This is a genomic window from Arthrobacter sp. MPF02 (assembly GCF_046605375.1).
Classification (GTDB): Bacteria; Actinomycetota; Actinomycetes; order Actinomycetales; family Micrococcaceae; genus Arthrobacter.
The window spans coordinates 1585664-1610101 of record NZ_CP176772.1 but is presented as its reverse complement, the minus strand read 5'-3'; the positions used below and the strand labels follow the sequence as shown (position 1 = coordinate 1610101).

Genomic DNA, 24438 nt, shown 5'->3' with positions numbered 1-24438 from the left:
TGAAGGCCCGGCTCCAGACGTGCTGAGACCGGGAGCCGGACCTCCTGACGAATGCCCCCCGAGACGAAGACTAATTAGGCCTTCCCCCCAACAAGGTTGAAGAACACCGCCACCCACATAATCGTGCAATCGCTTGCTGAACGCAATGCCGTGCCGGGCCCGCCACGGGTTAGGAGCCGTAGAAGAGGCGCTCAAAGACCGCCCGTGCCCGGCGGCTGACCCGCAGGTAGTCCTCCTCCAAGGCAGTGGCGTTGCCGGGCTCGTAGCCGCACCACCGCGCCACCGCTTCAAGGTCCCGCCGGGAAGAAGGCAGCAGGTCCGAGGACTTGCCGTTCCAGATGACGTTGGCGGACCTGATCCGGCTTGCCAGACGCCACGCCGTGCACAGCAGGTCCGCATCTTCCTTCGTGAGCAGGCCAAGCTCCGCAGCGGCTTGCAGTGCCGCAACCGTGGAAGTGGTCCGCAGCTCCGGGTGCCTGCCGGCATGCTGGAGCTGCAGGAGCTGGACCAGCCATTCGACGTCGCTCAGGCCGCCGCGCCCCAGCTTCAGGTGCCGGGCAGGATCCGCCCCGCGCGGCAGCCGTTCCGACTCCACCCGCGCCTTGATGCGGCGGATCTCCCGGACATCCTGTTCTGCTACCGCCTCCGGATACCGGATGGGGTCGATGAGCGCCAGGAAGTCCGCGGCCAGCCCGTCGTCGCCTGCCATGGGACGTGCACGCAGCAAGGCCTGGGCCTCCCAGATGAGCGACCAGCGGCGGTAATACTCCGCATAGGATTCCAGGGAGCGGACCATCGCGCCGTTCTTTCCCTCCGGGCGCAGGTCGGCGTCGATCTTGAGCACGCGTTCGGCCATGATGGCGGGCTTGACGGGCTGCGTCAGCAGGCTGGAGATCTTTCCGACAATCCGGGACGCCTGTTCCTGCGCTTCTTCCTGCGTGAAGCCCGGGAGTGCCCGGTGCACGTACATCACGTCCGCATCCGAGCCGTAGCCGATTTCACGTCCGCCCTGGCGCCCCATGGCCACCACCAGCACGGAAGTCTTCAGGGGTCCGGTGGCCGAGACCACGTTTTCCGCCACCCGGAGGGCACCCAGTACAGCTGCCCGGTCCGTGTCCGCCAAGGCGGCTCCCACCTGGTCCTGGTCCAGCAGGCCAACCGCATCAGCAACAGCGATGCGCAGGATCTCGCGCCGGCGGATAAGCCGGATCAGGCGCATGGCGCTTTCCGGGTCGGCATGCCGCGACATTTTTGACTGAATTTCCTGCCACTGCGCCTCGAACGGCACCGGCAAAAGGTCCTTGTCCTGTCCCAGCCACGCTACGGATTCCGGCGAAACCTCCAGCAGGTCGGCGATAAGCCGCGAGTTGGACAGCATATGGCACAGCCGCTCGGCAGCGGCATTCGAGTCCCGCAACAGGCCCAGGTACCAGTGCGTTGTTCCCAGCGCTTCACTTACCCGCCGGAAGGCCAGCAGCCCGGCGTCGGGATCCACTCCTTCGGCCAGCCAGTCCAGGAGGATCGGCAGCAACTGCCGCTGCAATGCGGCCCGCCGGCTGACTCCGGCGGTAAGGGCTTCGATGTGCCGCATGGCACCCTGCGGATCGCGGTAGCCAAGCGCGGCAAGGCGGCCCTGCGCCGCCTCCGGCGACAACCTGGCATCTTCGCTGCTCAATCTGGCGGCCGTGTTCAGCAGCGGCCGGTAGAAAATGCGTTCGTGCAGTTCCCGGACGGAGCGCTTGGTCTTCTGCCATGCCGCCAGCAGTGCGTCCGGGTGCGGCCGTTCGTTCGAGAAAGGCCCCAGGACCGCCTTCGCCAGCGCCCGCAGGGCGGGTTCGGCAACAGGCATGAGATGTGTCCGCCGCAACTGGAACAGCTGGATCCGGTGCTCCAGCAGCCGAAGGTAGCGGTAGGCCTTGTCGAAGGCGGCGGCGTCCGTCCGTCCTATGTACCCTCCCGCGGACAGTGCTGCGATGGCGGAGGTGGTATCCCGCCGCCGCAGTGTTTCATCCGCCTTGCCGTGGACCAGCTGCAGCAGCTGGACGGTGAACTCAACGTCCCGCAGGCCGCCGCGGCCGAGCTTGATCTGCCGTTGCTCTTCCGCTGCGGGAATGTGCTCGGTGACCCGCCGCCTCATGGCCTGCACCGATTCGACGAAGCCGTCGCGACCGGCGGAACTCCAGATCAATGGGGCCACGGCTTCCTCGTACCGGCGCCCGAGGTCGGCGTCTCCGGCTATGGTGCGCGCTTTCAGCAGGGCCTGGAACTCCCAGCTTTCAGCCCAGCGTGCGTAGTAGGCCTCGTGCGAGGCCAGGGTGCGCACCAGGGGGCCGGACTTGCCCTCCGGGCGCAGGTTCGGGTCAACCTCCCACAGGCCCGGTTCCCTGGCCACGGAGGAAATGGCACGGGAAATCCCGCTGGCGAGGGCGGTACCGATCGTGGCGGCCTGCGCGTCTTCCAGGCTTCCGCCGTCCACGACATAGATAACGTCGACGTCGGAAATATAGTTGAGTTCGCGGGCGCCGCATTTGCCCATGCCGATCACGGCCAGTCCGACGTCGGCAATGTCTGAGGCGCTGTACTGTTCCACCGCCTCGGCACGCGACACAGCAAGCGCCGCTTCGATGGCCGCCGCCGCGAGGTCCGCCAACTCCCCGCCCACCGAGGGCAGGAAGTCCAGCGGATCAGCGGCGCACAGGTCCTTTACGGCAAGGTCCACCACTCCCCTGCGGTACGCGACACGCAGGGCGGCGTAGGCTTCCGGCCCTGTTACTGCAGCTACGGGGCGGGCTGCACGCGGGTCCGCCCCCACAGACTGCAGCAGGCCCGCGCGCAGCTGCAGCGGATCCGCCGGGAGCGGTTCCGGGCTGGGCCGGACGTTGAAGGCCTCCAGGTGTTCGGGATGCCGGATCAGGAACTCGCCCAGCGCTTCCGAAGCGCCCAGGACACGGTAAAGCGGCTCACTGGCCTCGGACCCGGCACCGGCCAGGCCCCGAAGGTCCGGGTGTTTCTCAATGAGCCGGACCAGCGACTGCAGGGCCGTGTCCGGGCTCGCGGCCATCTGCAGTCCGGCGAACAGCGTGTCCTGGTCCAGCCCCTCCAGTTCCGGGGCCGCCAGGAAGCGTTCACCCTTGTCCAGGTCGCTGAATCCGGCCGCAATAAGGCGGCGCGCCAGGCTCACGCCCGCCCCCTAGAGGATACCGAGGTTGCGCTGCAGCTCGTAGGGCGTAACCTGCAGCCGGTAGTCCTGCCACTCGGCACGCTTGTTGCGCAGGAAGTGCTCGAAGACCTGCTCGCCCAGGATCTGCGGCATGAGTTCCGAATCCTCCATCGAGCGGATGGCATCGTGCAGGCTTGCCGGCAGCGGGTCGTGGCCCATGGCGCGCCGCTCCGCGGAGCTCAGCGACCAGACGTCGTCTTCGGCGGCGGCCGGAAGGTCGTAGCCCTCCTCGATGCCCTTCAGCCCTGCGCCAAGGAGCACGGCGTAGGCAAGGTACGGGTTGGCCGCCGAGTCGATGCCGCGGTATTCGATCCGCGCGGACTGGCCCTTGCCGGGCTTGTACAGCGGCACGCGGACCAGGGCGGAGCGGTTGTTGTGGCCCCAGCTCAGGTAGCTTGGAGCTTCACCGCCGCCCCACAGGCGCTTGTAGGAATTCACGAACTGGTTGGTGACGGCGGTGAATTCCGGTGCGTGCTTGAGAATGCCCGCGATGAACTGGCGGGCCGTCTTGGACAGCTGGAATTCTGCGCCGGCCTCATAAAAGGCGTTGGTGTCGCCCTCGAACAGCGAGAAGTGGGTGTGCATGCCCGAACCCGGGTGGGCCGTGAACGGTTTGGGCATGAAGGTGGCGTAGGTGCCCTGCTGCAGCGCCACCTCCTTGATGACAGTGCGGAAGGTCATGATGTTGTCCGCCGTCTGCAGGGCGTCGGCGTAGCGCAGGTCAATTTCGTTCTGGCCGGGCCCGCCCTCGTGGTGGCTGAACTCCACCGAGATGCCCACCGATTCCAGCATGGTGACGGCTGTGCGGCGGAAGTCCTGTGCAACGCCGCCCGGGACATGATCAAAGTAGCCGCCCTCGTCCACCGGCACCGGTGCACCGTCCGGGCCGAGTTCCTGGGACTTCAGCAGATAGAACTCGATCTCCGGGTGGGTGTAGCAGGTGAAGCCCATGTCCGCGGCCTTGGCGAGGGTCCGCTTGAGGACGTTGCGCGGGTCAGCGGCGGACGGTTCACCGTCCGGGGTAAGGATGTCGCAGAACATCCTTGAGGTCTGTTCCGTTTCCCCGCGCCACGGCAGGATCTGGAACGTGGACGGGTCGGGCTGTGCCAGCATGTCCGACTCGAAGACGCGGGCCAGGCCCTCAATAGCGGACCCGTCAAAGCCGAGTCCCTCCTCGAAAGCGCCCTCCACCTCGGCCGGGGCGAGGGCCACGGACTTGAGCGAACCCACGACGTCGGTGAACCACAGGCGCACGAAACGTACGTCGCGCTCTTCGATTGTGCGCAGGACAAACTCTTGCTGGCGGTCCATGATGGCCTCTTCTCCGGTCAACGTCCATGCTCCGGGCCCGCGCGAAAGTGGGGGGCAGCCAGGAGCAGTTCACAATTACTGTACTAAGCATTCCGCGCCCGTGCTGGAGCCTGCGCGGCGCGTAACACACCGTTAACACGGGCTTATGACACGTATCACGCGGGGGTCCGGGCGACGGTGGTAGCTAGGACCGCGGCCACAGCACTACGCTCGTGCCATGGCCTCAACCAACAGCGCGAACTCCAGCACGTCCTCAGACGTCCCGGCACCCTATGGCGAAGGGCCGGCGCAGCCATCCGCCGGCGCAACGGGGCCAAAGCCGGCGAAGGTGCGCATCCATCACCTGCAGCAGGCCAAGCGGGACGGCACAAAGTTTGCGATGCTCACGGCGTACGAGCAGTACACGGCCGAAATCTTCGACGCCGCGGGCATCGAGGTCCTCCTGGTGGGCGATTCGGCCTCCAACAATGTCTTCGGCAATGAAACAAGCCTTCCGGTCACCGTGGAAGAACTGCTTCCCCTCTGCCGCGCGGTGGCCCGTTCCGCCAAGCGGGCGCTGGTTGTGGCGGACCTGCCCTTCGGCAGTTACGAGGTTTCCGCGGAACAGGCGGTGGCTACCGGAGTCCGCTTCCTCAAGGAGGGCCTGGCCCACGCCGTCAAGATCGAGGGCGGCAAGTTTTACGCACCCACCGTGCAGGCCATGGTGCAGGCGGGAATCCCCGTTATGGCGCATATCGGCTTCACCCCGCAGAGCGAACACGCCCTGGGCGGTTACCGGGTGCAGGGCCGCGGCGACGACGCCCGGCGGCTCATCGATGAGGCCGTGGCGCTGGAGGCGGCGGGGGCCTTTTGCGTGCTGATGGAAATGGTGCCGGCCGAAACCGCAGCGGCAGTGGACGCCGCCGTTGCTGTTCCCACCGTGGGCATCGGCGCAGGCAAGGAAACCACCGGCCAGGTGCTCGTCTGGCAGGACATGGCGGGCCTGCGGGGCGGGAGGATGGCCAAGTTCGTGAAGCAGTACGCGGACCTGCGCAACACCCTGCTGGCAGCCGCAACCGCCTACGGCGAGGACGTCAGGTCCGGCCAGTTCCCCGGCCCGGAACACACGTTCTAGTAGAGGCGGCTAAGGCACCCTGGCCTCAGTCGTCGTCGTCCTTTTCCCAGGCCTCATTCCGCGCCCGGACCTTTTCGAGGGCGTGTTCGGCCTCTTCCCGGCTCTGGTAAGGCCCGATCAGCTGGCTCCAGTCGGAGAGCCGGTCCTCTTCCACCTCGTGGGTCTTGATGTTGTACCAGTACTCAGTCATCGTTGCTCCCCGTTCTGCCGTGCCTTATATGATCAATCTATGCCTTCCCTTGCCTCCACTGCACCCATCGGCACCCTCACCCCCGGTACCGTAAGTCCGCAGCGTCCAGTCCCGGCGTCCATCCCCCGCCCGGAGTATGTGGGCAAGCCCGCTCCCGCGAAGTTCACGGGTTCGGAAGTGAAGTCCGCCGAGACCATCGAGAAGATCCGCATCGCCGGAATGATCGCGGCCCAGGCCATCGTGGAGGTGGGCAAGCACATCCAGCCTGGTGTCACCACGGACCAGCTGGACAAGGTGGGCCACGAATTCCTGCTGGACCATAACGCGTACCCGTCCACGCTTGGCTACCGGGGCTTCCCGAAGTCGTTGTGCTCCTCGTTGAATGAGGTTATTTGCCACGGCATCCCGGACAGCACGGTGGTGCGGGATGGCGACATCATCAACATCGACATCACGGCCTACATCAACGGTGTCCACGGCGACACCAACTACACCTTCATGGTGGGCGACGTGGATGAAGAGTCACGCCTGCTGGTGGAGCGGACGCAGGAGTCACTGAACCGGGCCATCAAGGCGGTGGCACCCGGCCGTGAAATCAACGTCATCGGCCGTGCCATCCAGTCCTACGCCAAGCGGTTCGGCTACGGCGTGGTCCGGGACTTCACGGGGCACGGCGTCGGCGAGGCGTTCCACACCGGGCTGATCATCCCGCACTACGACGCCGCCCCGGCCTACAACACCGTGATCGAAAGCGGCATGGTGTTCACCATTGAGCCGATGCTCACGCTGGGCACGGTGGAGTGGGACATGTGGTCCGACGACTGGACCGTGGTGACCAAGGACCGCAAACGCACCGCCCAGTTCGAGCACACCCTGCTGGTCACCGAATCCGGAGCCGAAATCCTCACCTTGCCCTGACGGGCAAAGCGCAACGCACCAATTTCCTGCACCGCAACGTCCGGCATTCCGCCGGACACCCCTTTCGGGAGGCCACCGGCCGCCCTTCCCCTGCCCGCACTGCCACGAACGGAAATGCATTTTGGCCAAAAAGGACGAAAAACCGCAGAAGAAAGCCCCGCTGATCGGCATCGACATCGGAGGCACGGGAATCAAGGGCGGCATTGTCGACCTCAAGAAGGGCAAACTCCTGGGCGAACGGTTCCGGGTTCCCACACCGCAGCCCGCAACGCCCGAGGCCGTGACGGAGGCCGTGGCACTGGTGGTGGCCGAACTCTCGGCCCGCCCGGAAGCGCCCGCCCCCGATTCCCCCGTGGGTGTCACCTTCCCGGGCATCATCCAGCACGGCGTGGTGCATTCAGCCGCCAACGTGGACAAGGCCTGGCTGGGCACTGACATCGATGCGATGATGACGGCCCGGCTCAACCGGCCGGTGGAAGTCATTAACGACGCCGACGCCGCCGGCCTTGCCGAAGCCCGCTACGGCGCCGGCGCCGGCGTTGGCGGCACGGTCCTGGTGATTACCCTGGGCACGGGCATTGGCTCGGCCTTCATCTTCGACGGCAAGCTCGTCCCGAACGCCGAACTCGGGCACCTCGAAATCGACGGCTTCGACGCCGAAACCAAGGCTTCGGCGGTGGCACGCGAACGCGACGGTTTGACCTGGGACGAATACAGCGTGCTCCTGCAGCGCTACTTCTCGCACGTGGAGTTCCTGTTCTCCCCGGAACTGTTCATTGTGGGCGGCGGCATCTCCAAGCGTGCCGACGAGTACCTGCCCAAGCTGAAGCTCCGGACCCCGATTGTGCCGGCAGTCCTCCGCAACGAGGCCGGCATCGTGGGCGCGGCCATCGAGATTGCCCTGAAGCACAAGCTGGCGAAGTAGGCCGGCAACACAGAACGCCCCGTCCTGGCCGGACGGGGCGTTTTGCGTTGATGCGCCGGTGGCAGCTGCAGCTTCCCCTCCGCTGCCGCCACCGGAGGCTACAGGGGTGTCTTCTCCGCGCCCTTGGCGTTCCTGGCTGCCGTGCCCTTGGAGTCTTCCTCGCCTTCATGCCGCAGCAGGGCGATGGCGGTTTCGAAATCCTCCAGCGATTCGAACGCCTGGTAGACGCTGGCGAAGCGCAGGTACGCTACTTTGTCCAGCTTTTGGAGCGGCCCGAGGATGACGAGCCCCACCTCGTGGGCGTCGATTTCGGCGGCACCCGAAGCCCGGATCTGCTCTTCGACTTCCTGCGCGAGCAGCGCGAGGTCATCCTCGCTGACGGGCCGTCCCTGGCAGGCCTTGCGGACCCCGTTGATCACCTTGGCACGGCTGAAGGGCTCGCCAACGCCGGAGCGTTTGATGACGGTGAGGCTGGTGGTCTCAACCGTGGTGAACCGGCGGCCGCACTCCGGGCACTGCCGGCGGCGCCGGATGGAGGAGCCGTCATCCGCCATGCGGCTGTCCACCACGCGGGAATCAGGATTGCGGCAGAACGGACAGTACATTGCGTCCCTCTCTCGCATGTCCCGTTGCCGGGACTCCCTCTGGGCGCGCGAACACCAGCGCGCTATGGCGCCTCCCAGTTTACGGCTACATGTGGGCTAATAACAAGCCTGTAATTACCAGATGTAGTGGCTAGGATCCGGAGAACCGGACCGTCACTGCGTCGCCGTGCGCGGGGAGGTCCTCGGCCCGGGAGAGATTTACGATGTGGCTGCTGACTTCCTCAAGCGCCGCCTTGCTGTAGTTGACCACCTGGATGGCGCGCAGGAAGGTAGTCACATTGAGACCCGACGAAAATGCTGCGGTGCCGCTGGTGGGCAGGACGTGGTTGGAGCCGGCGCAGTAGTCGCCAAGGCTTACGGGACTGTAGTCCCCCACGAAGATGGCACCGGCGTTGCGGATGCGGGCGGCCACGGCTGCGGCGTCCCCGGTCATGATCTCCAGGTGCTCTGCGGCGTAGGCGTCACAGGCGGCGATGCCCTGGTCCAAGTCCTCCACCAGCACGACGCCGGACTGGGGCCCGGACAGCGCTTCGCGGACCCGGGCAGAGTGCTTTGTGGCAGCCGCCTGCCGGTCAAGCTCGGCACGGACTGCGGCGGCCAGGTCCTCCGAGTCGGTGATGAGGACAGAGGCAGCCTGCGGATCGTGTTCCGCCTGGCTGATCAGGTCGGCAGCCACCAAAGCGGGCTGCGCGGTGGCATCGGCGAGAATCGCGATTTCCGTGGTCCCGGCCTCGGAGTCGATGCCCACAACGCCTTTCACCAGGCGCTTGGCCGTGGCAACAAAGATGTTGCCCGGCCCTGTCACCACGTCCACGGGTTCCAGCGCGGGACCGACGGAGGTGCCGGGAACGCCGTAGGCGAATGCGGCGATGGCCTGCGCTCCGCCGATCGCGTAGACCTCGCTGATGCCCAGCAGTTCGGCCGCGGCGAGGATGGTGGGGTGGGGCAGTCCGCCGAACTCCTTCTGCGGCGGGGAGGCAAGCGCGATGGACTCCACCCCGGCTGCGAGGGCGGGAACCACGTTCATGACCACCGAGGACGGATACACGGCCAGGCCGCCGGGAACGTAGAGGCCGACGCGCGCCACCGGGACCCAGTTCTGGCTCACCACTGCACCGTCGCCAAGCGCGACGTCGACGTTGCGCGGACGCTGCCCGTCCGCGAACCGGCGCGCCCGGCTGATGGATTCCTCGAGGGCGCGGCGGACGGCGGGATCCAACTGCTCCAGTGCAGACTCCAGCGCCTCCCGGGGAACGCGCGGGTGTTCCTGCGCCACGCCGTCGAACCGCAGCGCAAGTTCCGAGAGCGCCTCAAAGCCACGGCCGCGAACGGCGGCGATGATCTCCAGGACCTTCTCTTCCGCGCTGGCAACAGTCTGGCCCTTCGCCCGGGGCACGGCCGCCCGGAGGCCCGCCAGCGTGAGGTTTTGTCCGCGGACGTCGATGGTGCGGTAGTTCACGGCGGCGGTTGCGGGGGCGGGAAACTCCGATGAGATGGTCACCGCACCATTTTACGGGGCGTTCTGCGTGCCCCTGCCGGCTGCCCGGCCATGCCCCGGCTCCCCCGGGAACGACGGCACACTGTCAGAGCCGGGCTTCTTATTGAGCAGGGCCAACAGTTCCAGCACGAAAACGGACACCGCAGTGGCCGCGGGCCAGAGCAGCAGCACCGGCAGTGCGCGAAGCGAGAAGGCGATGCTGGCGTTTGCCGAGGAGTCGACGGCGGGTCCCCACAGGCGCGCGGAGAGAATCCCGGACTGCCAGGCCACCACATTCCCCACCAGCGCGCCTGCCAGCGCGAGTACCAGGGCGGCCTGCGGGTTGGAGCGCTTTTTCCCCGCAAGGAACACGGCCAGCAGGCAGCCGGCGAACAGCATCAGTCCGGCGAGGGTCAGGTCGCGCGGAAGCCAGACCGCCGGGTTGCCGCCGGTGGCGAGGGTGGGGTCCCTGGTGATCAGGTTCAGTCCCCCGGGCGCAAGCAGCCACCACAAAATTCCCGCGGGAACACCGGCCAACGCCGGAACCACCAGGAGTGCCCACGGCAGCCGCGCCGGGATGCGGCGGGTAATTCTCGTCATGCCACAAACCTTAACAAATGTTCCGGCAGCGCAACCGGAAGACCCGTCCGCCTGGATGTGCCGCCACGGCACGCGCCGGAGAATACGCTTGGAGTGAAGTGTCCAACCACCTGTCAGGAGTTCCGGTGACCAGCAACAGCGCACCCTATGAGCAGACGTTCCGGGAGATGTTCCGGCGCCATGCGGCCGGGGTGGCCATCATCACGGTGAACTACCAGGACGAGCCCTACGGGTTCACGGCCACCTCCGTGGCATCCCTGTCCGCCAAGCCGCCCCGGTTCACCTTCAATATGGCGCGCAGTTCCAGGTCCTGGCCCGCAGTGGCCAACACCCAGTACCTGGGTGTCCACATGCTCGGCCTGGAGAACCAGGAACTGGCGGCCCGCTTTGCCAGCCCTGGCAACCGCTTCGAAGGCAACCACTGGGAGATTGGCCCGCACGGGGTGCCCATCCTGAACGACGTGGCCGGATGGCTGATCGGCGAAGTTCAGATGCGGCTGTCCTTTGAAAACAACGCCGTGGTGGTGGTCCAGGTGGTGGACGGCCAGGTGGGCGGGGACGGTTCGCCCCTGCTCTACCACGGCGGAGCGTACGGCCAGCCCGTGCCGCTGGATTACGAGATCTGAGCCCTTTCAAGCTCCCCCACTGGACGGCGGACGACGGCGGAAGGTGCCTCCCGCCGTCGTTATCGCCTTCCCTACGCGTCCAGGCAGGCAGGGCCGAGCAGCACCTTAAGGTCGCCGAAGAGTGACGGGCTGGGATTTACGCGCAAATGGACCGGCAGCCCCATGACCTCGGTGCTGGTGTCACCCTGCAGGTGCAGGCGCACTTCGGAGTTGCCCCGGTGCGTGCGCAATACGTCGCCCAGTTCCGTGACCACGGCCTCGGTGGCCTTGTGCGTGGGCATCGTGATCACCAGCGGACCGTTCATCCCTTCACTGAGGTCAGGGACCGAAAGCTCCATGCAGTTCAGAGTGATGGCGCCGTCGTCGCGCTTCTGCAACCGCCCCTTGACCACCACGATCAGGTCCTCGGCGAGCACCGAGGCGATGGGGCCGTACACCTGCCCGAAGAACATCACTTCCATCGAGCCGCCCAGGTCCTCCACTTCGGCCCGGGCGTAGGCGTTGCCGCTGGCCTTGGCGATGCGCCGGCTGAGCGAGGTGATCATGCCTGCGATGGTGATGATGGCGCCGTCCTGGGGCCCGTCCTCGCCCAACACCGACGTGATGCTCATTTCAGCGTGCTGGCTCAGCACCCCTTCAAGGCCCTGCAGCGGATGGTCGGACACGTACAGGCCCAGCATGTCGCGCTCGAAGGACAGCTTGTCCTTCTTCTCCCACTCCGGCAGGTCGGGGATTTCGATGCTCAGCGAGGACTCCGACTCGGTCTCCTCAATGCCGGCGAAAAGGTCGAACTGGCCGATCGCCTCGTTCCGCTTCAGCGTGATGACGGAGTCGATGGCTTCCTCATGCACCATGGCGAGGGCGCGCCGGTTGTGACCGAGCGAGTCGAAGGCGCCGGACTTGATCAGCGATTCGATGGTGCGCTTGTTGCAGACCACCGCCGGGACCTTCATCAGGTAGTCCTTGAAGGAGGTGAAGGCGCCCTGGCTTTCGCGGGCCGCCACCATGGCTTCCACCGCGTTGACGCCCACGTTGCGGATGGCGCCCATGCCGAAGCGGATGTCATTGCCCACAGGGGTGAAGTTGAGGGCCGACTCGTTGACGTCCGGCGGCAGCACGGTGATGCCCATGCGCCGGCACTCGTTGAGGTATATGGCGGACTTGTCCTTGTCGTCGCCCACCGAGGTGAGCAGCGCTGCCATGTACTCCGGCGCGTAATGCGCCTTCAGGTAGGCCGTCCAGTAGGAAATCACGCCATAGGCCGCGGAGTGCGCCTTGTTGAAGGCGTAGTCGGAGAACGGCAGCAGGATGTCCCACAGGGTTTTGACGGCTTCCATCGAGTAGCCGTTGTCCTGCATGCCCTGCGAAAAGCCCGCAAACTGCTTGTCGAGTTCGGACTTCTTCTTTTTGCCCATGGCACGGCGGAGGATGTCTGCCTGGCCAAGCGAGTAGCCGGCGAGCTTCTGCGCCACGGCCATAACCTGTTCCTGGTAGACGATCAGGCCGAACGTCCCGCCGAGGATTTCCTTGAGGGGTTCCTCCAGCTCGGGGTGGATCGGGATGACTTCCTGGACGCCGTTCTTGCGCAGCGCGTAGTCGGTGTGCGCGTTGGCGCCCATGGGACCCGGCCGGTACAGCGCCAGGACGGCCGAAATGTCTTCGAAGTTGTCCGGCTTCATCAGCTTCAGCAGGGACCTCATGGGCCCGCCGTCGAGCTGGAAGACGCCCAGCGTGTCGCCACGGGCCAGGAGCTCGTAGGACTCGGCGTCGTCGAGCTCCAGCTTCTCGAGGTCCAGGTCGATGCCGCGGTTCATCTTGATGTTCTCGAGGGCGTCGGAAATGATCGTCAGGTTCCGCAGGCCCAGGAAGTCCATCTTGATCAGGCCAAGGCCCTCGGACGTGGGGTAGTCGAACTGCGTGATGACCTGGCCGTCCTGGAAGCGGCGCATGATCGGAATGACGTCGATGATGGGGTCCGAGGACATGATCACGCCGGCAGCGTGGACACCCCACTGGCGCTTCAGCCCCTCGATGCCCAGGGCGGTCTCGAACACCTTGGCCGCTTCCGGGTCCGTGCTGATCAGCTGACGGAAGTCCCCGGCCTCGCTGTAGCGCTTGGCTTCGGGGTTCTGGATGTCGGCCAGCGGAATGTCCTTGGCCATGACGGCCGGGGGCAGTGCCTTGGTGAGCTGCTCGCCCATGCTGAACGGGTACCCCAGCACGCGTGAGGAGTCCTTCAGCGCCTGCTTGGTCTTGATGGTGCCGTAGGTGACAATCATGGCCACGCGCTCGTCGCCGTACTTCCTGGTCACGTAGTCGATGACCTCGGAGCGGCGGCGGTCGTCGAAGTCGACGTCGAAGTCGGGCATGGACACCCGGTCCGGGTTGAGGAAGCGTTCGAAGATCAGGCCGTGGCGCAGCGGGTCGAGGTCGGTGATGCGCATGGCGTAGGCAACCATGGAGCCCGCACCGGAACCACGGCCCGGGCCAACGCGGATGCCGTTGTTCTTGGCCCAGTTGATGAAGTCGGCAACCACCAGGAAGTAGCCCGGGAATCCCATGGAGGTGATGACTTCCAGTTCGTAGTCCGCCTGCTTGCGGACCTCGTCCGGGATGCCCCCGGGGTACCGGTACTGGAGGCCCTTATCCACTTCCTTGACCAGCCAGGAGGTCTCGTCCTCGCCCGGCGGGCAGGGGAACCGGGGCATGTAGTTGGCGTCCGTGTTGAACGACACCTCGCAGCGCTCGGCAATGAGCAGCGTGTTGTCGCAGGCGTCGGGGTGGTCGCGGAACAGCTCGCGCATTTCCCGCGGGGACTTCAGGTAGTAGCCGCTGCCGGAGAAGGCGAACCGGGACCCGCCGTTGTCATAGGTGGGCTCCAGCAGGGTGGAACCGGACTGGATGGCCAGCAGGGCCTCGTGCGCCTTGGCGTCGTGTTCGTGGGTGTAGTGGAGGTCATTGGTGGCCACCAAAGGAAGGTTCAGTTCCTTGGCCAGGCGCAGCAGGTCCCCCGTCACGCGGCGTTCGATGTCCAGGCCGTGGTCCATCAGTTCACAGAAGTAGTTTTCCGCACCGAAGATGTCGCGGAACTCGGCTGCCGCTTCGAGGGCTTCGCGGTACTGGCCCAGCCGCAGCCTGGTCTGCACTTCACCGGACGGGCAGCCGGTGGTGGCGATAAGGCCCTCGGAGTAGGTGTTGAGCAGTTCCCGGTCCAGCCGGGGCCATTTGCCGAACACCGAATCGAGCGACGCGATGGACGATGCCCGGAACAGGTTCCGCATGCCCGTGTTGTTGTAGCTCAGGAGCGTCATGTGGGTGTACGAGCCGCCGCCGGAAACGTCGTCCTTGCGCTGGGACTCATCTCCCCAGCGGACGCGCTCCTTGTCCGTGCGGGCGGTGCCCGGTGTCACATAGGCTTCGACGCCGATGATGGGCTTGATCCCCTTGGCCTTGGCTTTCTGCCAAAAATCGAAGGCGCCGAACAGGTAGCCGTGGTCGGTGGTGGCGAGTGCGGGCATGCCCAGGCGCTCGGTTTCGTCGAACAGTTCCCCCAGGCGCGCCGCTCCATCCAGCATGGAATATTCGGTGTGGGTGTGCAGGTGGACAAACGAATCATTGCTGGAAGTCACCGCACTATTCTAATCGCTGGCCACCGCCGGACCCGTTAGGCCTGGCCCGATCCCAACACCTCCAGGGCGTAGGCAAGGTCCTGCGGGTAATCACTGGTGACCCTGACGCGCTCCCCCGTCACCGGGTGGTCGAAGGCAAGTTCGCGGGCATGCAGCCATTGCCGGGTCAGGCCCAGCGTGGCGGCCAGGCGGGGGTCCGCGCCGTATGTCAGGTCCCCGGCACACGGGTGGCGCAGCGCCGAGAAATGCACGCGGATCTGGTGGGTGCGTCCCGTTTCGAGATGGACCTCCACCAGGCTGGCCTTGCCGAAGGCCTCCAGCACCTCATAGTGCGTGACCGACTGGCGGCCGTCCTCGATCACGGCAAAGCGCCAGTCGTGCCCGGGGTGCCGGCCGATCGGGGCATCGATGGTTCCGGTCAGCGGATCCGGCAGGCCCTGCACAACGGCGTGGTACACCTTGTCCACCGTGCGTTCCTTGAACGCCCGCTTCAGGGCTGTGTAGGCCCGTTCGGACTTGGCCACGACCATCACGCCCGACGTGCCGACGTCGAGCCGGTGCACGATGCCCGCCCGCTCCGGGGACCCGGACGTGGAAATGCGGTAGCCGGCCCCCGCGAGACCTCCGACGACGGTTGGTCCCACCCAGCCCGGGGAGGGGTGCGCGGCAACCCCAACGGGTTTATCGACGACGACGAAATCGTCGTCGTCCAGCAGGATCTTCAGGCCTTCCACAACTTCCTCCACGACTTCCAGCGGGTCCCGCCGTTCCGGCATGCTGACGTCCAGGACATCGCCGGCCGCAAGCTTGGCCGACTTGCCCAGGGCCTTGCCGCGGTTCAGCACATGGCCGCCGGCTATCAGGGAAGCGGCGACGGAACGGGAGATGCCAAGTATTCCTGCGAGTCCGGCGTCGGCCCGGGAGCCGGCGAATTCATCCGCGACGACATACCGCTCAGGCATCGCCGGCTTTATCCTTGCGTTCGGCACTCAGGCGCGTACCGTCCAGCGCGATGCCGCGCAGGGTCAGGATGCAGATAATGGCCACCGCGGAGACCACGGCTGAATCGGCGATGTTGAAAATTGCGAAGTTGGGCAGCTGGATAAAGTCCACCACGTGCCCCATGCCAAAGGAGGGTTCGCGGAAGAGCCGGTCCGTGAGGTTGCCGAGCGCCCCGCCGAGCAGCAGGCCCAGTGCCAGAGCCCACCACCTGGAGCCAAGCCTCCGGATTTGGAAGAGGATGGCCACCGCCACCACGGCCATGATGATGGAGAACACCCACGTCACATTCTCGCCAATGGAAAAAGCGGCCCCGGAATTGCGGATGAAATACCAGTGCAGCAGCGGCGGGAAGACAGGGATGCGTTCACCCTCCACCATGCTGGAGGTGACCCAAAATTTGGTCAGCTGGTCCAGGACATAGGCGAAAACCGCAAACCCGGCAAAGAGGGACAGCAGCACCGCCCGCCGTGGACTTGGAGAGGGCGGAACCGGGCGTGCGGCGTCTGCTGCAAGTTCGTCAGTCATGGTGCTTTCATTCGTAAAACCGGTGTCAATGCCGAAAGCCGGCGGCGAGGAATCCTCAGCCACCGGCTTTCAGAATACGTGCTTGACGGACTAGTTGGCTTCGCTCACTTCGGGAGTGGCTACGGAACCGCGGGCGTCAAGGTCGCGCAGCTGGCCTTCGATGTAGGCCTTGAGGCGTGAACGGTAGTCGCGCTCGAAGCCGCGCAGCTGCTCCACCTTGCGTTCCAGGACGGAGCGCTGCTGCTCCAGCGCGCCGAGGATCTTGCGGGACTTCTCCTGGGCGTCGTTGACGAGGCTGCTGGCCTCGATCTGCGCCTCAGCGATGATCTTGTCCTTCTGGGCCTGGCCGTCGGCGACGTGGCGGTCGTGCATCTGCTGGGCCATGGCAAGCAGGCCGGCGGCGGACTCGGCAGACGGAGTGGAGACGGCGGCCGCAGCAACAGGGGCGGAGGCAACGGGAGCGGCCGGCTGGACGTCCTTCTTCTTGGCGGCTTCGGCAGCCTTGGCTTCAGCCTCTGCCTTCTCGCGGGCCTCATCCTTGTCGGACTTGACGGGCGCGGGGACCTTCTCCACCACGGGTGCGGCGGCGGCGCTGGCCGGAACGCTGGATCCAGCTTCGGCAAGCTTCTTGCGAAGCTCGTCGTTCTCCTGGTTCAGGCGGCGCAGTTCAACGACGATCTCGTCCAGGAAGTCATCAACTTCGTCCTGGTCGTAGCCCTCACGGAACTTGGTCGGCTGAAAGCGCTTATTGACAACGTCTTCTGGCGTCAAAGCCATCTGGTCACCTCACTGGTCTGGTTAGTCAGTAGGCCTTCCGGCCGTCGAAACTACGGTACCTAAATTTGGTCTGCTTACTCTAATTCAACACCGGGGTGTCAAACCGGAGTCTCCTCGCCTAACAGTAACTGTTCCCGCAGGTCCAGGCCGCACGGCAGGCCGATGGAACGGATCAGGCGAGGCCCCTGGTGATTCCCATCGCAATGGACACCGCAATGAAAAGGATCAGGAATCCAAGGTCGAGCGAGATGCCGCCGAGCCGGAGGGGCGGGATCATCCTGCGCAGTACTTTCAGCGGCGGGTCTGTGATGGAGTAGACGGCGTGCGCCGCCACCAGCGCCACACCCCGCGGGCGCCACTCGCGCGCGAACATCTGCACCCAGTCGAAGACCAGGCGGATAACAAGGGCTACGAAAAACAGCAGGAGGGCGAGATAGACAAGTCCGAAAACAATTCCCATGCCGTAACTTCTATCTCCATGTCTGCTGCGGCTGCCGCGGCAGCCTGCCAATGTGTCTCGTCTATTTCAGCACAGATGCCAGACAGGTGTCCCTGCCTGGCATCCGAATCCTGCCTGCTGGTCAGCTTTGGTTGAAGAAGCTGGCCTGGTTGTCACTGGCCTTTTTGTCATCACCGATGACCTCGACGTACGACGGCGAGAGGAGGAAGACCTTGTTGGTGACCCGTTCGATGCTCCCCCGCAGGCCGAAAACGAGCCCCGCAGAGAAGTCCACCAGGCGCTTGGCATCGGCCTCGCCCATGTCCGTCACGTTCATGATCACCGGGATGCCGTCCCGGAAGCTTTCCCCGATGAGCTTGGCGTCGTTGTAGGAACGCGGGTGGATGGTGGTGATCTGGCGCAGACCGGTGGTCTCTTCGCGGCTGGAGGCCGCACGCTTGATGGGGGTCACTGGGGCGCGGTATTCCTCTTCGGGGCTGTAGGACGCTTCGCGGCTGACCTCGCGGACGGGTGCGGGCGCACGGCGCTCCTCGCGGTCAGCTTCCATCGTTTCGTCCTCATCCTTACGTGTGGTCTGTTGCTCGGGCTCGTGATACTCGTCGCCGTCGGCGAGCCCAAGATAGATCATTGTCTTGCGCAGAGCGCCGGCCATGGTCGACTCCTATTCGTGTCCCAGGTAGCGGGCCGCCCAATGATTTGACAGCACTGGGGTCCCCCGCCCATCACTTCCAACAGCTCCGACGCTACCCCACCGCGGGCCGGGGGCCGAGAATATCGGAGCCGATCCGCAGGTGTGTCGCCCCGAATTTGATGGCTGCTTCCAGGTCCTGGCTCATGCCGGCCGAGATGGAGGTGGCGTCCGGGTAGCTGGCCACGAGGCGGGCTGATACCCCGGCAAGCTTTTCGAAGGCCGGCTCCGGCGGCGCGCCCAGCGGCGCAACCGCCATGACTCCGGCCAGCCGCAACGCACCTGATTCGGCGATCCGGTCGGCCAGCACCGGCACGTCGGCGGGGATTGCCCCGCCCCGGTGCGTCCCGGCGTCGTCCTCCAGGCTGACCTGGATGAAGCAGTCCAGCGGCGCGCGGCCGGCACTTTCCTGTTCGGCGCCGGCGGCCTTTGCCAGGGCCTCCACCAGCTGGACCCGGTCCACTGAGTGGACGGCCGCGGCGTACCGGGCCACAGACTTGGCTTTCTTGGTTTGCAACTGCCCCACGAAGTGCCAGGTGAGGCCGCAGTCCGCCAACTGCGCTGCCTTTCCGGCCGCTTCCTGGTCCCTGTTTTCACCAACGTCCGTTACGCCCAGGCCGGCGAGCCGGCGGATGTCCTCTGCCGGGTGGAACTTGGTCACGACGATGAGGCGGGGCAGGGGGTGTTCGTGGCCGGCGGCGGCTGCCGCCCTGGCGATCCGTTCCTTCACGGCCGCAAGCCGGCCGGCAAGCTCAAGGGACCGCGCGTCGCCGGCCGGCGCCGCGTCAGTCATGGCACCACACCACGCCAACAAAGCGGCCGGTGTTCCGGTTCCGCCGGTAGGAGAACAGCGATTCCGTCTCCAGTGTGCACTCTCCCGAGTAGGCCACGTCCACACCGGCCTGGTGCAGTTGGGACCGGGCCCCGGCCGGAAGGTCCAGCCCGGGTGTCCCCCAGGAGGTGGTGCTGCGGGCGGCGGGCACCGCTGCGGCCACCTCGTCCTGCAGGGCGGCAGGAACCTCGTAGCAGTTCCCGCAAATGGAGGGCCCCAGCCAGGCGCTGATTTGCGATGCACCGAGGGACCTCATCCGGTCCACCGTTGCGGGAATGACGCCGTTCGCGACACCCGGCCGGCCGGCATGAACGGCAGCCAGTACCGGGCCCTCGGCGGAGGAACCTGCCAGCAGTACCGGGATGCAGTCCGCCACCATCACGGCCAGGGGAAGCCCGCGCGAGACCATGGAATCGGCCTCGGGGGCTGTACTGTCCTTATCCATGACGGCCACGGTGGTTCCGTGGACCTGGTTCATGAACCGGAGGCCGGAAGGCGCCACGCCCATCTGCCGCTCAAGTTCCGCCCGGCGCAGTTGCACCTGCGCGGGGTCGTCCCCCACGTGCAGGGCGAGGTTGCCGGCGCCTGTGTCAGTAAATGCGGCCGACACCCCGGGCAGGATGTCGGCGCGCCAGTGGAACAAGCCGGGGCCTACTTCAGGAAATCGGGGACATCCAGGTCATCCGGGTGGTTGCCTGTGAGGTCAGGCTCCACCACGGAAGGAAGGTCGACGTCGAAACCTGAGTCTGCGGGGACTGCGGACGGCCGCTGCTGGCCCCAGCTGCTGAGTCCTGCGGCGCCGACGCCGGCGTGGACAGGCTGGACGTTTACCTGGTGGTTTCCGGCGGACGGCGCCTGTGCGGGGGCGGGCGCCGCGGCGGGAGCGGCGGGGCGTTGCGGAGCCGACTGGGGCTGGGACTGGTCCATGGACGGGGACGTGGCCTTGACGTCGTCGAAGCCGGCCGCGATGACGGTGACCCGTGCCTCATCGCCGAGGGCGTCATCGATGACGGCACCAAAGATGATGTTGGCCTCGGGGTGCGCGACTTCCTGGACGAGACGGGCGGCTTCGTTAATTTCGAACAGGCCGAGGTCGGAACCGCCCTGGATGGAAAGCAGCACGCCGTGGGCGCCGTCGATGGAGGCCTCCAGCAGCGGGGAGGCAATGGCGAGTTCGGCAGCCTTGACCGCACGGTCCTCGCCGCGGGCGGATCCGATACCCATGAGGGCCGAGCCGGCACCCTGCATCACGGACTTCACGTCGGCGAAGTCGAGGTTGATGAGGCCCGGGGTGGTGATCAGGTCGGTGATGCCCTGCACACCGGAGAGCAGTACCTGGTCGGCGGAGCGGAATGCGTCCAGGACCGAGACGTTGCGGTCGCTGATGGACAGGAGGCGGTCGTTGGGGATCACGATCAGTGTGTCCACTTCGTCGCGGAGGGCGTCGATGCCGGCCTCTGCAGAGCCTGCGCGGCGGCGGCCCTCGAACGTAAAGGGGCGGGTGACAACACCGATGGTCAGCGCGCCAAGGGAACGCGCAATGCGGGCGACCACGGGGGCTCCGCCGGTGCCCGTGCCGCCGCCTTCACCCGCCGTCACGAAGACCATGTCGGCTCCGCGCAGGACTTCCTCAATCTCATCCGCGTGGTCCTCGGCTGCCTGCCTGCCCACCTCGGGGTTCGCTCCCGCGCCAAGGCCACGGGTCAGTTCGCGTCCCACGTCCAGCTTGACGTCGGCGTCGCTCATCAGCAAGGCCTGGGCGTCCGTATTGATGGCGATGAATTCAACGCCCCGGAGGCCCACCTCGATCATGCGGTTGACTGCGTTCACGCCACCGCCGCCGATGCCGACGACTTTGATGACGGCCAAGTAATTCTGCGGAGCTGCCACGTTACGTGTCCCTTGTTCGTGTCTTATTGCGAAAACTGATCGTGAGCTTGAAGCCTGCAACCTTAACCTTCTGCTTGAAGGTTAGAGTTATGTCAAGTAACTCATGTCTGTGACGGTATTTCCTCTGGTTCCCACATTCAATAACCGGGTCCGCGTGTCGGATTAATACCGCGAAAGAATGCGTCAGCGCGTTACCGGGTGCCGGGGCACGCTGACGTCATAAACCTTAACCGGGTTCTTCGGGTCGGCCGGAACCTTGAGGAGCGCCTCCAAGACTTTAGCCTTAAGTTCCCGCTCCGACGCGTTCCCCCAGATGATGGTCTGTCCGTCCACGAGCTTGAGCTCCACGGCGTCCACGGATTGCGCCGAGGCGTTGGACAGCCTTGCCAAAACGTCTGCCGGAAGTGCCCCCAGGACAGCTGCCGTGGCGCGGAACAGGTCCTGGCCGATGGTCCCGGCGCCGCCGTCGATCACCGGCAGGGATACCGACGCCGGATCGTCGGTGGTTGCCAGCTGTACACCTTCCACATCCACCAGCTGGTACTGCTCCCCCTGCTTCACCAAGGCAACAGGAACACGCTCCCGCACGGCGACGGCGAGTCCCGACGGCGGGCGCGCCTCGACCGAAACCGACTTGACCTGCACCAGCGGCTCGAGCAGCCGCGCTACATCCCCGTCGCTGATCTGGGGCAGCGGAGTGCCGCGCAGCGGCTCCAGCGCCTCCTGCACCTGGGCCGGGGTCAAAAGCCGCGTGCCGGAAACGCTGACGGTTTGCAGCGCGAGGAGCGGCGAATAAACGGCCCCGGCCAGCAGTGCCGCCACAAGCGCCGCAACCGTCGACACCACCATCAGCAGCTTCCGCCTGCGCCGCTTCCCCCTGGGCTCGGGAAACGCCAGCACGTTGACAGCATCGGCGGAGGGCAGGGCCGGTTTGTCCTTTTCCCTGCCGGGCCCGCGCAGGCGAAATGTTTTGGGGCTTCCCCTCTTTGTGGACGTGGCTGGTTTTTCCTTCACCGGTTCCGGAATGCTCCGGGATGCCGAGATGACCGCGCCCGCATCCGTGTCCGGGCGCCGGGAAGCCGGCCTGCTTCCACTGCCGGCTCCGGTCGCGGTGCTTCCGCTGCGCCCGGACGGCCGGTACGTGGGCCGGCGGCTGCTAGCCACGCAGGGCCTCGACGATCAGGGGCCCGTAAGCTGTGACGTCCCCCGCGCCAACGGTCAGCACGATGTCCCCTTCGGAGGCGGCCCCGGCGATGGCCTGCACCGCCTCGGCTGCCGCAACGAGCCGGCCGCCGCTGCCAAGGTGGTCAGCAATCAACTGGCTGGTTACGCCCGGAATAGGGTCTTCCCGTGCCGGGTAGACGTCCAGCACCAGGGCGGTGTCGGCCAGGTTCAGCGCCTCGGCGAAATCCTTCGAGAACTCGCGCGTGCGGGAAAACAGGTGCGGCTGGAAGAGAACGTGGACCTTGTGTCCGGCGGCCACAGACCGTGCGGCGGTCAGCGCTGCGCGGACTTCGGTGGGATGGTGGGCGTAGTCGTCGTAGACCCGGACACCGCCCCCCTCCCCCTTCAACTCAAAGCGGCGGGCAGCCCCCGAAAAGCCGGCAAGGGCAGCGGCAGCTGCCCCGGCCTCCACGCCCAGCTCACCTGCCACGGCAAATGCGGCAGCGGCGTTGAGCGCGTTGTGCCGGCCCGGCACCTGGAGGGAAATTTCGTGCTGGCCGGCAGGACCGGACACCGCGACCTGGCCCGGACCGCCGTCGTGCAGCACCAGGTCCGCGCCCTCTTCCGTGCCGTAGAGGACCACGCGGGTGTTGCCGCGTGCCCTCGTCCTTTCGGCAAGGGAACGCGCCCCGGCATCGTCCGCACAGGCGATCAGCACGCCGTCGGCCGGGAGCAGCGCGGTGAACCGGTCAAAGGACTCGTACACCGCTTCCGCCGTGCCATAGTGGTCCAGGTGGTCCGGCTCAACGTTGGTGACCACCGCGATCCTCGGCCGGTAGTTAAGGAACGAGCCGTCTGATTCATCCGCCTCGGCCACGAAGATGCCCGATTGTCCGTGGGCGGCATTCACGCCCAGGGCGGGCACATTGGCGCCGATCGCGAATGAAGGATCCAGGCCTGCGCCCTGCAGCAGCACGGTCACCATGGACGTGGTGGTGGATTTGCCGTGGGTGCCCGCGACCGTGACCACCACATCCTCCCCCATGGTTGCAGCCAAAGCCTCAGAACGGTGCAGCACCGGCAGCCCGGCCTCGCGGGCAGCGGCCAGTTCAGGATTGTCCGCCCGGATGGCCGAACCCGCCACTACTGTCTGCGCATCTCCCAGGTTCTCGGCGTCGTAACCGACGGAAATGCGGGCACCTGCGGCTGCGAGGTCGTCCATGACCGGAAGGTTCTTGGCATCGGAACCGCTCACGGGGACGCCGCGCGCCACCATGATCCGCGCAACGGCCGACATACCCACACCCCCGATGCCGATGAAATGGACCTTGCCAAGGGACTCCAGGCCCGCTTCGGACCGTTCACCGGTGACGTTCAGGGGCTTCATGCGTTGACTGCTTCCAGGATGAGGCCAGCCATGCGCTGGTCGGCGTTTCGGATGCCAAGCCGGTAGGAATTGGCTTCCATGGTGGCCAGCCTGGCTTTGTCGGTGATGAGCGGAATCAGCTCCCGGGCCACCCAACCGGCGGTAAAATTCCGGTCCGCCACCATCAGCGCGCCGCCTGCGGCCACGAGCCCGGCTGCGTTCAGGGCCTGCTCCCCGTTGCCGATCGGCAGCGGAACCAGGACGGCCGGCACGCCGACGGCGGCTACCTCGGAGACGGTGGCTGCGCCGGCACGGGCCAACAGCAGGTCAGCCGCCGCGTAGGCGAGTTCCATGCCGTCGACGTATTCCACCTGGCGGTAGCCGTCGGCGGCAAGTGGTGCACCGGCGTCGTTCAGCACCGACTTGCCGCGCCCGGTGATGTGCAGGGTTTGAATCCCTGCCGCCGCCAGCTGGCCCACTGTTCCGCTGATGGTGCGGTTGATGCTCTGTGCCCCCAGTGAGCCGCCGGTCACGATCAGGGTGGGCAGGTCGGGGTCCAGCCCAAGGGCTTCCCTGGCGGCGGTACGCGCGGCGGCCCTGTCCAGGGAGGATATTTCGGTGCGCATGGGCATGCCGACGTGCATGGCATTGCGGAGTGGCGTGCCGGCGAAGGCGACGCCGACGCGGTCCGTCAGCATTGCCCCCACCCTGTTGGCCAGGCCGGGACGGGCATTGGCCTCGTGGATCACAATCGGGATCCGCCGTTTCCGGGCGGCCAGGTACATGGGGGTGCAGACGTAACCGCCAACCCCCACCAGGACGTCCGCCCGGGCCTCGTCCAGGACGCTCCCGGCCTGCCGGACGGCGCCGGACAGGCGGCCGGGCAACCGGACCAGGTCGACTGACGGCCTGCGGGGAAACGGCACCCTGTCGATGGTGGCGAGCTCGACGCCGGCCGCGGGGACCAGCCGGGTTTCCATCCCGGCAGGGGTTCCCACCGCGAGGAGGGCGGCGCCAGGGCAGGCAGTCCGCAGGGCCGCGGCGATGGCAAGGAGCGGGCTGATATGGCCGGCTGTCCCGCCGCCCGCCAGGACGATGGAGGGGGTCTTCGGGGTCATT

General features: G+C 66.3%; 22 protein-coding genes. 4 read left to right on the top strand and 18 right to left on the bottom strand.

Features of this window, described 5'->3' with window-relative positions; genetic code table 11:
- Window positions 1-169: 169 nt before the first annotated feature.
- Window positions 170-3181, bottom strand: a complete 3012-nt coding sequence (locus tag ACLH0K_RS07565; protein ID WP_411376176.1) for a bifunctional [glutamine synthetase] adenylyltransferase/[glutamine synthetase]-adenylyl-L-tyrosine phosphorylase — start codon at window positions 3179-3181, stop codon at window positions 170-172.
- 9 nt (window positions 3182-3190) lie between these two features.
- Window positions 3191-4531, bottom strand: a complete 1341-nt coding sequence (gene glnA / locus ACLH0K_RS07560) for a type I glutamate--ammonia ligase (RefSeq protein WP_009359105.1) — start codon at window positions 4529-4531, stop codon at window positions 3191-3193.
- A gap of 217 nt (window positions 4532-4748) precedes the next feature.
- Between glnA and panB the strand changes: the two genes are divergently transcribed.
- On the top strand, window positions 4749-5645 hold the full coding sequence (gene panB / locus ACLH0K_RS07555; protein WP_411376175.1) for a 3-methyl-2-oxobutanoate hydroxymethyltransferase: 897 nt from the start codon (window positions 4749-4751) through the stop codon (window positions 5643-5645).
- Window positions 5646-5670: 25 nt separating this feature from the next.
- Here panB and ACLH0K_RS07550 read toward each other — a convergent pair whose 3' ends face one another.
- Window positions 5671-5835 carry an SPOR domain-containing protein gene (locus ACLH0K_RS07550; RefSeq protein WP_138139012.1) on the bottom strand — a complete coding sequence of 55 codons (165 nt, stop codon included), beginning with the start codon at window positions 5833-5835 and terminating at the stop codon, window positions 5671-5673.
- A 39-nt stretch (window positions 5836-5874) separates the two neighbouring features.
- On the opposite strand from ACLH0K_RS07550, the gene map reads away from it, so the two are divergent.
- Entirely contained in the window at window positions 5875-6753 is an 879-nt protein-coding gene (gene map, locus ACLH0K_RS07545; protein ID WP_411376174.1) for a type I methionyl aminopeptidase, read from the top strand.
- Between the two features lie 121 nt (window positions 6754-6874).
- Window positions 6875-7678 carry a polyphosphate--glucose phosphotransferase gene (gene ppgK, locus ACLH0K_RS07540; protein ID WP_411376173.1) on the top strand — a complete coding sequence of 268 codons (804 nt, stop codon included), beginning with the start codon at window positions 6875-6877 and terminating at the stop codon, window positions 7676-7678.
- A gap of 98 nt (window positions 7679-7776) precedes the next feature.
- Here the strand turns inward: ppgK and nrdR are convergent, their stop codons facing one another.
- The 3 genes from nrdR to ACLH0K_RS07525 all read right to left on the bottom strand — a co-directional run bounded on the left by nrdR (window position 7777) and on the right by ACLH0K_RS07525 (window position 10360).
- Window positions 7777-8283, bottom strand: coding sequence for a transcriptional regulator NrdR (gene nrdR, locus ACLH0K_RS07535; RefSeq protein ID WP_411376430.1), 507 nt, complete (start codon window positions 8281-8283; stop codon window positions 7777-7779).
- 130 nt (window positions 8284-8413) lie between these two features.
- Window positions 8414-9784 carry a histidinol dehydrogenase gene (gene hisD, locus ACLH0K_RS07530; protein WP_411376172.1) on the bottom strand — a complete coding sequence of 457 codons (1371 nt, stop codon included), beginning with the start codon at window positions 9782-9784 and terminating at the stop codon, window positions 8414-8416.
- Window positions 9785-9793: 9 nt separating this feature from the next.
- A complete protein-coding gene (locus ACLH0K_RS07525) occupies window positions 9794-10360 on the bottom strand; it encodes a hypothetical protein (protein ID WP_411376171.1) in 567 nt (188 codons plus the stop codon).
- A gap of 125 nt (window positions 10361-10485) precedes the next feature.
- Between ACLH0K_RS07525 and ACLH0K_RS07520 the strand changes: the two genes are divergently transcribed.
- Window positions 10486-10986: a flavin reductase family protein gene (locus ACLH0K_RS07520; protein WP_411376170.1), complete on the top strand. Its 501-nt coding sequence runs from the start codon at window positions 10486-10488 to the stop codon at window positions 10984-10986.
- Between the two features lie 71 nt (window positions 10987-11057).
- Here ACLH0K_RS07520 and dnaE read toward each other — a convergent pair whose 3' ends face one another.
- From dnaE to murG, 12 genes are all read right to left on the bottom strand, one after another.
- Window positions 11058-14615, bottom strand: a complete 3558-nt coding sequence (gene dnaE, locus ACLH0K_RS07515) for a DNA polymerase III subunit alpha (RefSeq protein ID WP_411376169.1) — start codon at window positions 14613-14615, stop codon at window positions 11058-11060.
- 35 nt (window positions 14616-14650) lie between these two features.
- Entirely contained in the window at window positions 14651-15577 is a 927-nt protein-coding gene (locus ACLH0K_RS07510) for an RluA family pseudouridine synthase (RefSeq protein WP_411376168.1), read from the bottom strand.
- A complete protein-coding gene (lspA, locus tag ACLH0K_RS07505) occupies window positions 15570-16142 on the bottom strand; it encodes a signal peptidase II (RefSeq protein WP_411376167.1) in 573 nt (190 codons plus the stop codon). The genes ACLH0K_RS07510 and lspA overlap by 8 nt, the downstream gene beginning before the upstream one ends.
- Before the next feature lie 90 nt (window positions 16143-16232).
- Entirely contained in the window at window positions 16233-16919 is a 687-nt protein-coding gene (locus ACLH0K_RS07500) for a DivIVA domain-containing protein (protein ID WP_411376166.1), read from the bottom strand.
- Between the two features lie 172 nt (window positions 16920-17091).
- Window positions 17092-17379 (bottom strand): YggT family protein, encoded by a 288-nt coding sequence (locus ACLH0K_RS07495; RefSeq protein ID WP_411376165.1) that lies wholly within the window; start codon window positions 17377-17379, stop codon window positions 17092-17094.
- A 121-nt stretch (window positions 17380-17500) separates the two neighbouring features.
- Window positions 17501-18031: a cell division protein SepF gene (locus tag ACLH0K_RS07490; RefSeq protein ID WP_411376164.1), complete on the bottom strand. Its 531-nt coding sequence runs from the start codon at window positions 18029-18031 to the stop codon at window positions 17501-17503.
- 91 nt (window positions 18032-18122) lie between these two features.
- Window positions 18123-18860 carry a YggS family pyridoxal phosphate-dependent enzyme gene (locus ACLH0K_RS07485; protein WP_411376163.1) on the bottom strand — a complete coding sequence of 246 codons (738 nt, stop codon included), beginning with the start codon at window positions 18858-18860 and terminating at the stop codon, window positions 18123-18125.
- On the bottom strand, window positions 18853-19542 hold the full coding sequence (gene pgeF, locus ACLH0K_RS07480; protein WP_411376162.1) for a peptidoglycan editing factor PgeF: 690 nt from the start codon (window positions 19540-19542) through the stop codon (window positions 18853-18855). Before pgeF ends, ACLH0K_RS07485 begins: the two co-directional genes overlap by 8 nt.
- Window positions 19543-19550: 8 nt before the next feature.
- Complete coding sequence (gene ftsZ, locus ACLH0K_RS07475; RefSeq protein WP_411376161.1) at window positions 19551-20789, bottom strand: cell division protein FtsZ; 1239 nt, start codon at window positions 20787-20789, stop codon at window positions 19551-19553.
- Between the two features lie 183 nt (window positions 20790-20972).
- Window positions 20973-21953, bottom strand: coding sequence for a cell division protein FtsQ/DivIB (locus ACLH0K_RS07470; protein ID WP_411376160.1), 981 nt, complete (start codon window positions 21951-21953; stop codon window positions 20973-20975).
- Window positions 21946-23340, bottom strand: coding sequence for a UDP-N-acetylmuramate--L-alanine ligase (gene murC / locus ACLH0K_RS07465; protein WP_411376159.1), 1395 nt, complete (start codon window positions 23338-23340; stop codon window positions 21946-21948). The genes ACLH0K_RS07470 and murC overlap by 8 nt, the downstream gene beginning before the upstream one ends.
- On the bottom strand, window positions 23337-24437 hold the full coding sequence (gene murG, locus ACLH0K_RS07460) for an undecaprenyldiphospho-muramoylpentapeptide beta-N-acetylglucosaminyltransferase (protein ID WP_411376158.1): 1101 nt from the start codon (window positions 24435-24437) through the stop codon (window positions 23337-23339). The genes murC and murG overlap by 4 nt, the downstream gene beginning before the upstream one ends.
- Between the last annotated feature and the right edge of the window lies 1 nt (window position 24438).

What these genes read in the sequence shown, in the direction of transcription:
- murC (WP_411376159.1), bottom strand. Translation starts at nt 23,340, where the DNA reads ATGAAGCCCCTGAACGTCACCGGTGAACGGTCCGAAGCGGGCCTGGAG.
- panB (WP_411376175.1), top strand. Translation starts at nt 4,749, where the DNA reads ATGGCCTCAACCAACAGCGCGAACTCCAGCACGTCCTCAGACGTCCCG.
- ACLH0K_RS07500 (WP_411376166.1), bottom strand. Translation starts at nt 16,919, where the DNA reads ATGGCTTTGACGCCAGAAGACGTTGTCAATAAGCGCTTTCAGCCGACC.
- ACLH0K_RS07485 (WP_411376163.1), bottom strand. Translation starts at nt 18,860, where the DNA reads ATGACTGACGCGGCGCCGGCCGGCGACGCGCGGTCCCTTGAGCTTGCC.
- ACLH0K_RS07490 (WP_411376164.1), bottom strand. Translation starts at nt 18,031, where the DNA reads ATGGCCGGCGCTCTGCGCAAGACAATGATCTATCTTGGGCTCGCCGAC.
- ACLH0K_RS07550 (WP_138139012.1), bottom strand. Translation starts at nt 5,835, where the DNA reads ATGACTGAGTACTGGTACAACATCAAGACCCACGAGGTGGAAGAGGAC.
- ACLH0K_RS07495 (WP_411376165.1), bottom strand. Translation starts at nt 17,379, where the DNA reads ATGGGAATTGTTTTCGGACTTGTCTATCTCGCCCTCCTGCTGTTTTTC.
- map (WP_411376174.1), top strand. Translation starts at nt 5,875, where the DNA reads ATGCCTTCCCTTGCCTCCACTGCACCCATCGGCACCCTCACCCCCGGT.
- murG (WP_411376158.1), bottom strand. Translation starts at nt 24,437, where the DNA reads ATGACCCCGAAGACCCCCTCCATCGTCCTGGCGGGCGGCGGGACAGCC.
- ACLH0K_RS07525 (WP_411376171.1), bottom strand. Translation starts at nt 10,360, where the DNA reads ATGACGAGAATTACCCGCCGCATCCCGGCGCGGCTGCCGTGGGCACTC.
- ACLH0K_RS07510 (WP_411376168.1), bottom strand. Translation starts at nt 15,577, where the DNA reads ATGCCTGAGCGGTATGTCGTCGCGGATGAATTCGCCGGCTCCCGGGCC.
- lspA (WP_411376167.1), bottom strand. Translation starts at nt 16,142, where the DNA reads ATGACTGACGAACTTGCAGCAGACGCCGCACGCCCGGTTCCGCCCTCT.
- glnA (WP_009359105.1), bottom strand. Translation starts at nt 4,531, where the DNA reads ATGGACCGCCAGCAAGAGTTTGTCCTGCGCACAATCGAAGAGCGCGAC.
- nrdR (WP_411376430.1), bottom strand. Translation starts at nt 8,283, where the DNA reads ATGTACTGTCCGTTCTGCCGCAATCCTGATTCCCGCGTGGTGGACAGC.